The sequence below is a fragment of the Hydrogenovibrio sp. genome, from assembly GCF_049975065.1.
GTDB lineage: Bacteria > Pseudomonadota > Gammaproteobacteria > Thiomicrospirales > Thiomicrospiraceae > Hydrogenovibrio.
Genome location: NZ_JBNGDN010000007.1, coordinates 39493 through 45508 on the forward strand (window position 1 = coordinate 39493; position 6016 = coordinate 45508).

General features: G+C 43.8%; 13 protein-coding genes. All 13 read right to left on the bottom strand.

Annotated features, from left to right (window positions below):
* Positions 1–6: 6 nt before the first annotated feature.
* Positions 7–321: a 50S ribosomal protein L24 gene (rplX, locus tag ACP5D0_RS02335; protein ID WP_472363953.1), complete on the bottom strand. Its 315-nt coding sequence runs from the start codon at positions 319–321 to the stop codon at positions 7–9.
* 10 nt (positions 322–331) lie between these two features.
* Positions 332–700 (bottom strand): 50S ribosomal protein L14, encoded by a 369-nt coding sequence (gene rplN / locus ACP5D0_RS02340; RefSeq protein WP_472363954.1) that lies wholly within the window; start codon positions 698–700, stop codon positions 332–334.
* 135 nt (positions 701–835) lie between these two features.
* The gene (gene rpsQ, locus ACP5D0_RS02345) at positions 836–1105 is read right to left on the bottom strand and encodes a 30S ribosomal protein S17 (RefSeq protein WP_472363955.1); all 270 of its coding nucleotides are present in this window, start codon (positions 1103–1105) and stop codon (positions 836–838) included.
* A gap of 2 nt (positions 1106–1107) precedes the next feature.
* Positions 1108–1296 carry a 50S ribosomal protein L29 gene (gene rpmC, locus ACP5D0_RS02350; protein WP_472363956.1) on the bottom strand — a complete coding sequence of 63 codons (189 nt, stop codon included), beginning with the start codon at positions 1294–1296 and terminating at the stop codon, positions 1108–1110.
* Positions 1297–1710: a 50S ribosomal protein L16 gene (gene rplP / locus ACP5D0_RS02355; RefSeq protein WP_472363957.1), complete on the bottom strand. Its 414-nt coding sequence runs from the start codon at positions 1708–1710 to the stop codon at positions 1297–1299.
* A gap of 14 nt (positions 1711–1724) precedes the next feature.
* Complete coding sequence (rpsC, locus tag ACP5D0_RS02360) at positions 1725–2408, bottom strand: 30S ribosomal protein S3 (RefSeq protein WP_472363958.1); 684 nt, start codon at positions 2406–2408, stop codon at positions 1725–1727.
* Between the two features lie 11 nt (positions 2409–2419).
* Positions 2420–2752: a 50S ribosomal protein L22 gene (gene rplV, locus ACP5D0_RS02365; RefSeq protein WP_472363959.1), complete on the bottom strand. Its 333-nt coding sequence runs from the start codon at positions 2750–2752 to the stop codon at positions 2420–2422.
* An 11-nt stretch (positions 2753–2763) separates the two neighbouring features.
* The gene (rpsS, locus tag ACP5D0_RS02370) at positions 2764–3036 is read right to left on the bottom strand and encodes a 30S ribosomal protein S19 (RefSeq protein ID WP_472363960.1); all 273 of its coding nucleotides are present in this window, start codon (positions 3034–3036) and stop codon (positions 2764–2766) included.
* Positions 3037–3047: 11 nt separating this feature from the next.
* Positions 3048–3875: a 50S ribosomal protein L2 gene (gene rplB / locus ACP5D0_RS02375; protein WP_472363961.1), complete on the bottom strand. Its 828-nt coding sequence runs from the start codon at positions 3873–3875 to the stop codon at positions 3048–3050.
* Between the two features lie 11 nt (positions 3876–3886).
* Positions 3887–4183: a 50S ribosomal protein L23 gene (gene rplW, locus ACP5D0_RS02380; RefSeq protein WP_472363962.1), complete on the bottom strand. Its 297-nt coding sequence runs from the start codon at positions 4181–4183 to the stop codon at positions 3887–3889.
* A complete protein-coding gene (gene rplD / locus ACP5D0_RS02385) occupies positions 4180–4800 on the bottom strand; it encodes a 50S ribosomal protein L4 (RefSeq protein WP_472363963.1) in 621 nt (206 codons plus the stop codon). Before rplD ends, rplW begins: the two co-directional genes overlap by 4 nt.
* Before the next feature lie 10 nt (positions 4801–4810).
* Positions 4811–5449: a 50S ribosomal protein L3 gene (gene rplC / locus ACP5D0_RS02390; protein WP_472363964.1), complete on the bottom strand. Its 639-nt coding sequence runs from the start codon at positions 5447–5449 to the stop codon at positions 4811–4813.
* A gap of 62 nt (positions 5450–5511) precedes the next feature.
* Positions 5512–5823 carry a 30S ribosomal protein S10 gene (gene rpsJ, locus ACP5D0_RS02395; protein WP_472363965.1) on the bottom strand — a complete coding sequence of 104 codons (312 nt, stop codon included), beginning with the start codon at positions 5821–5823 and terminating at the stop codon, positions 5512–5514.
* Positions 5824–6016 lie beyond the last annotated feature (193 nt).

Genomic DNA, 6016 nt, shown 5'->3' on the forward strand with positions numbered 1-6016 from the left:
ACCTTATTAAGCATCCACCAAGTTACCATTAGACTTGAAAAAGCGCTTCTTAACACCTTCTTCAACTCTAACACCAACACGGTCTGCTTTTTTTGTTTCAGGATTGTATAAAGCAACATTAGAAGCATTAATTGGCATTTCTTTTGAAACAATACCACCCTGCTCACCTTGCATAGGATTGGCTTTCATATGTTTCTTGACCAAATTAATTCCATCTACTATTAGCTTACCATCTTGCATTACACGAGAAATGCTTCCGCGCTTCCCTTTATCTTTACCTGCAATAACGATAACCTCATCACCTTTTTTTAGACGATTCATTATCTGTTCCTTATAGTACTTCTGGAGCCAACGAAACGATCTTCATAAACTTGTCGTTACGCAACTCACGTGTTACCGGTCCGAAAATACGCGTGCCAATGGGCTCATGCTTTGCATTTAGGATGACTGCAGCATTTCCATCGAACTTAATCTTAGACCCATCGGGACGTCGAACACCTTGCGCTGTTCTTACAACAACCGCGTTATAGACATCACCTTTTTTGACTTTACCGCGTGGGGCAGCCTCTTTTACAGCGACCTTTATGACATCACCGACACTTGCATAACGACGCTTGGAACCACCCAATACTTTTATACATTGGACTTTTCGTGCGCCACTATTGTCTGCAACATCCAGTACAGTTTGCATCTGAATCATGATGGAACTCCATCCATAAATTTTAAATAACACAAAAACCGTCGAAATAATCAGTTCCCCAAAGGGCTTGACTATTAGGACGGTAATATTCGAGGGATTATATCAGTTAAATCGAAAAAGTCTAGCGGATATTAATTAAAGTGCCGCTTTTTCATCGATTGAAACTAAAGACCAAGACTTTCTTTTTGAGAGTGGCGTACACTCTTCAATGGTAACTTTGTCACCAACACCACAAGCGTTTTCGGCGTCATGCGCCATAAGCTTGGTGGATTTACGGACAAACTTTTTATATTTCGGATGTTTGATATAACGATCCGTCATAACGACAACGGACTTATCCATCCCATTACTGACTACGACACCCTGCAGGGTTCGTGTACGTGTTGTGCTTTCTGTACCAGCCATTCTTATTTACCTACTTTTTGACGAATGATGGTTTTAACCCGAGCAATCGCACGACGAGTTTTTCTTAGCTCTGATGTATTAGCTAATTGACCCGTTGCATGCTGCATTCTTAGGTTAAACTGTTGTTTTAAAAGATCTAAGAGTTCATTCTTAAGTTCTTCATTTGACTTAGCGCTTAATTCTGCCGTCATTTACATCACCGTTCTTGTAACGAATTGCGTTTTAAAAGGTAGCTTGGCTGCAGCTAAATCGAAAGCTTCACGCGCAACGACTTCATCCACACCCTGCATCTCATAAAGAACACGACCAGGTTGAATCTGAGCAACCCAATACTCTACACTACCTTTACCTTTACCCATACGAACTTCTAAAGGCTTATTCGTAATTGGCTTGTCTGGAAACACTCGAATCCAGATTTTGGCACCACGTTTGACTTTTCGGGTCATTACACGACGTGCTGCTTCGATTTGACGTGATGTCATACGACCACGTTCAACTGCTTTTAAGCCGTACTGACCAAAGCTGATTTTATTACCAACATTTGCCAGGCCTCTGTTACGACCTTTATGCACTTTCCTAAATTTTGTCCGTTTTGGCATCAACATAACGAATAATCCTCTTATTTACGGCCTTTTTTACCTTTGGACTGGCTCTCATCGTTAATCATGGAAATTTTTTCCAGCTTTTCGCCTTTAAAGATCCAAACCTTAACGCCAATTTTTCCATAGGTAGTATCTGCCTCAAACGTTGCATAATCGATATCTGCTCGTAAAGTGTGTAACGGAACACGACCTTCTCGATACCATTCTGCACGCGCAATTTCAGCTCCGTTCAGACGACCCGAAATATTGACTTTGATGCCTTCAGCGCCAAGGCGCATGGCATTACCAACCGCACGCTTCATAGCACGACGAAATTGAATACGTTTTTCAAGTTGCTGAGCAATGCTTTCTGCAACCAATTTTGCATCGAGCTCAGGCTTCTTGATTTCTTCAATATTGATATTAACCGGCAACCCTGTTTTGGCTATTAGCGATTGCTTCAGCTTTTCAATATCTTCACCTTTTTTACCAATCACGACACCCGGTCTAGCGGTATGAATGGTCACACGAATGCCATTGGCAACGCGTTCAATATTAATTTGGCTCACCGAAGCATGCTTTAGCTTTTCATTGAGCTCTTTACGAATTTCAATGTCACTGATCAAGAAATCAGAATAGTTTTTGCTATCGGCATACCAGCGGGCATTCCAGTCTTTTGTAATCCCGAGACGAATCCCAATTGGATGTACTTTTTGTCCCATTCTGATTCTCCTTACTTATCGCCTACAGTCACAGTGATGTGACTGATGCGTTTTAAGATTCTGTTTCCACGACCTTTTGCGCGCGCACGCATGCGCTTCATGATCGGACCTTCATTGACATAAGCTGCAGTAACTTTGAGCTCGTCAATGTCAGCGCCTTCGTTGTTTTCTGCATTAGCGATGGCAGAATTCAACACCTTGCTAATGAGATCAGACGCTTTCTTGTCGCTGAAAGCCAACAAATTAACAGCCGTTTCAACATCCTTACCGCGAATAAGATCTGCAACCAAACGCGCTTTCTGAGGAGAAATACGGGCAAATCTATGAGTAGCACTAACTTGCATAACCTTTCTCCTTATCTAGACTTTTTATCGGCTGCATGACCACGATAAGTACGGGTCATCGAAAATTCACCCAATTTATGACCGACCATGTTTTCGGATACATAAACAGGAATGTGCTCTTTACCATTGTGTACTGCTATTGTCAGACCAATCATATCAGGAAGAATCATTGATCTTCTTGACCATGTTTTAATCGGACGTTTATTACCAGATTCTTGTGCCTCCATCACCTTTTTCATAAGGTGATGATCTACAAAAGGTCCTTTTTTAACTGAACGTGGCATAGGGTCCTTCCTTATTTATTTCTACGACGTACGATCATTCCATCAGTACGCTTGTTACTACGTGTTTTCTTACCTTTGGTGGGTACACCCCAAGGTGTCACAGGGTTACGACCACCTGAAGTACGACCCTCACCACCACCATGGGGATGATCAACCGGGTTCATGGCCACACCACGAACAGTCGGACGAACGCCTTTCCAGCGTTTAGCACCCGCTTTGCCTAGCTTACGCAAAGAGTGCTCTTGGTTGCCAACTTCGCCGATGGTCGCACGACACTCAGCCAGAATCTTACGCATCTCACCGGATCGTAACTTAACCAAGACATAACGACCATCACGACCTGCAATCTGCGCATAAGCACCCGCACTACGAGCGATTTGCGCACCTTTACCGGGACGCATCTCTAATGCATGAACAATGGTACCTACCGGAATGTTTCTCAGAGGTAAAGCATTGCCTGTTTTAATAGAAACATGCTCACCTGACTCAATAGCATCACCGGCTTTTATGTGTCTGGGTGCTAAAATGTAGCGTCTTTCACCGTCCGCATATTTCAACAGTGCAATATGAGCTGTTCGATTTGGATCATATTCCAAGCGCTCAACCGTGGCTTGAACACCATCTTTATCACGTTTAAAATCCACATTACGGTAATGCTGTTTATGCCCACCACCTTGATGACGGACAGTAATACGACCATTTGCGTTACGCCCACCTGACTTGGATTTCTTTTCCAGTAACGCCGAGAATGGCTTGCCTTTATGTAAGTCCGGCTCTACTACACTGACAACGAAACGGCGACCAGGCGAAGTAGGTTTTGATTTTTTGATAATTGCCATAACAACCTCTTTTATTCTGCGCCAACAAAGTCAATTTCTTGGCCTGGCACTAAACGCACAATGGCTTTTCTAACGCCATTTCGCTTGCCTGCCCGCCCTTTAAAAACCTTTGTCTTGCCTTTGATATTAATCATATTGACAGATTGAACCTGCACATCAAACAATGTCTCTACAGCTTGCTTAACTTCAGGCTTTGTCGCATCAGGCACCACTTTAAAGACATACTGCTCTGACGCATCTGCCAATAAAGCTGACTTTTCGGAAACATGAGGAGCCAGCAACACTTTCAACAAACGTTCATTACTCATCCCAACTTCTCCTCAAGCTGCTTCATAGCGCCTTGTGTCACTACGATAGACTTAAAACCAACCAGACTGACCGGGTCAATCGCACTGACATCACAGACATCTGCGTGATAAAGGTTTCTGGCCGACAGATACAAATATTCGTCAAACCCTTCTGTAATTACCAATGCATCCTTCAGATTAAGCGTGGACAAATGCCCTACAAACTCTTTTGTTTTAGGCGCTGAGACTTTAAAATCATCCACGACAACCAGTCGTTCGTTTCGCACCAGCTCAGACAGAATCGAACGTATTGCGCCGCGATACATTTTCTTATTAATCTTCTGAGAGAAGTCACGATTATGACCTGGAAATGCACGTCCGCCGCCAACCCAAACCGGGCCACGCGAGGTACCTGCGCGCGCACGACCTGAGCCTTTTTGAGCCCAAGGCTTAGCGCCACCGCCTCTAACAGCAGATCGATTCTTCTGACCTTTTGTGCCGGAACGAGCACCGGCCATATAGGCATTAACAACTTGATGCACAAGTGACTCGTTAAACTCTACGCCAAAGACAGCATCAGAAACTGTTACAGATCCCGAAGCCTTTCCACTGGCTAATTCTATTAATTTCAGATCCATCGTGCCCACCTTACTTAATCGCCTTGCGAACAATCACAGTGCTGCCTTTAGCTCCTGGCAAGGCACCTTTAATCATTAGCAATGAATTCTCAACATCAACCCTCACCAACTCAAGATTTTGAGTGGTTTGTCTGACATCCCCCATGTGACCGGCCATTTTCTTACCTTTGAAAACTCGACCAGGCGTTTGGTTCTGTCCGATTGACCCAGGGGCACGATGCGAAACAGAGTTACCATGGGTGGCATCTTGCATTTTAAAATTATGCCGTTTCACACCACCTTGAAAACCTTTACCCTTCGTGGTTCCTGTAACATCTACCTTCGTAATTTCCGCAAATTTCTCTACCGTTATCTCAGAGCCCAACTCCAGGCCTTCAGCGTCAGATGGCTCATCCAAACGGAATTCCCACAGTCCAATACCCGCTTCCACACCCGCTTTAGCAAAGTGTCCAGCCGATGGCTTGTTCACTCGACCTGAATGTTTTGCTCCGAAAGTCACTTGGATGGCATTGTATCCATCAACCATACTCTCTTTTATCTGTGTAACACGGTTGGGGGTTACTTCCACAACCGTCACAGGAGTTGATACACCGTCGTCGTTAAACACACGAGTCATACCAACCTTGGTACCAACTACACCAATACCCATATCGTTACCTCATTTATTATTATTTATTAACCATTACGATTGATAGTTAATACCAGCTTAATTTATCTAAGCTCTAATTGAACGTCCACACCAGCGGCCAGATCCAGCTTCATCAGCGCATCAACCGTTTTGTCTGTCGGATCAACAATATCCAGCATACGCTTATGTGTTCGGATTTCGTATTGATCTCGCGCATCCTTATTGACGTGCGGAGAAACTAACACGGTGAAACGCTCTTTGCGCGTAGGCATAGGGATCGGCCCTTTTACTTGAGCACCGGTTCTCTTGGCCGTCTCGGTAATCTCACGAGCAGACTGATCGATCAAACGGTGATCAAACGCCTTTAAGCGAATACGTATATTTTGTGTCGCCATAAAAACTTTTCTCTATTTACAAAAAAAGAAAAGCAGTGGCGTCATAAACAGACCACTGCTCATTAAGGTTGCGGATTATACAAACAAAACAATTAACTATCAAGCAATTATTTCATTTAGCAAACCAAAACTATTTATTCAATAATTTTAGCCACAACACCTGCACCAACGGTACGGCCACCCTCACGGATCG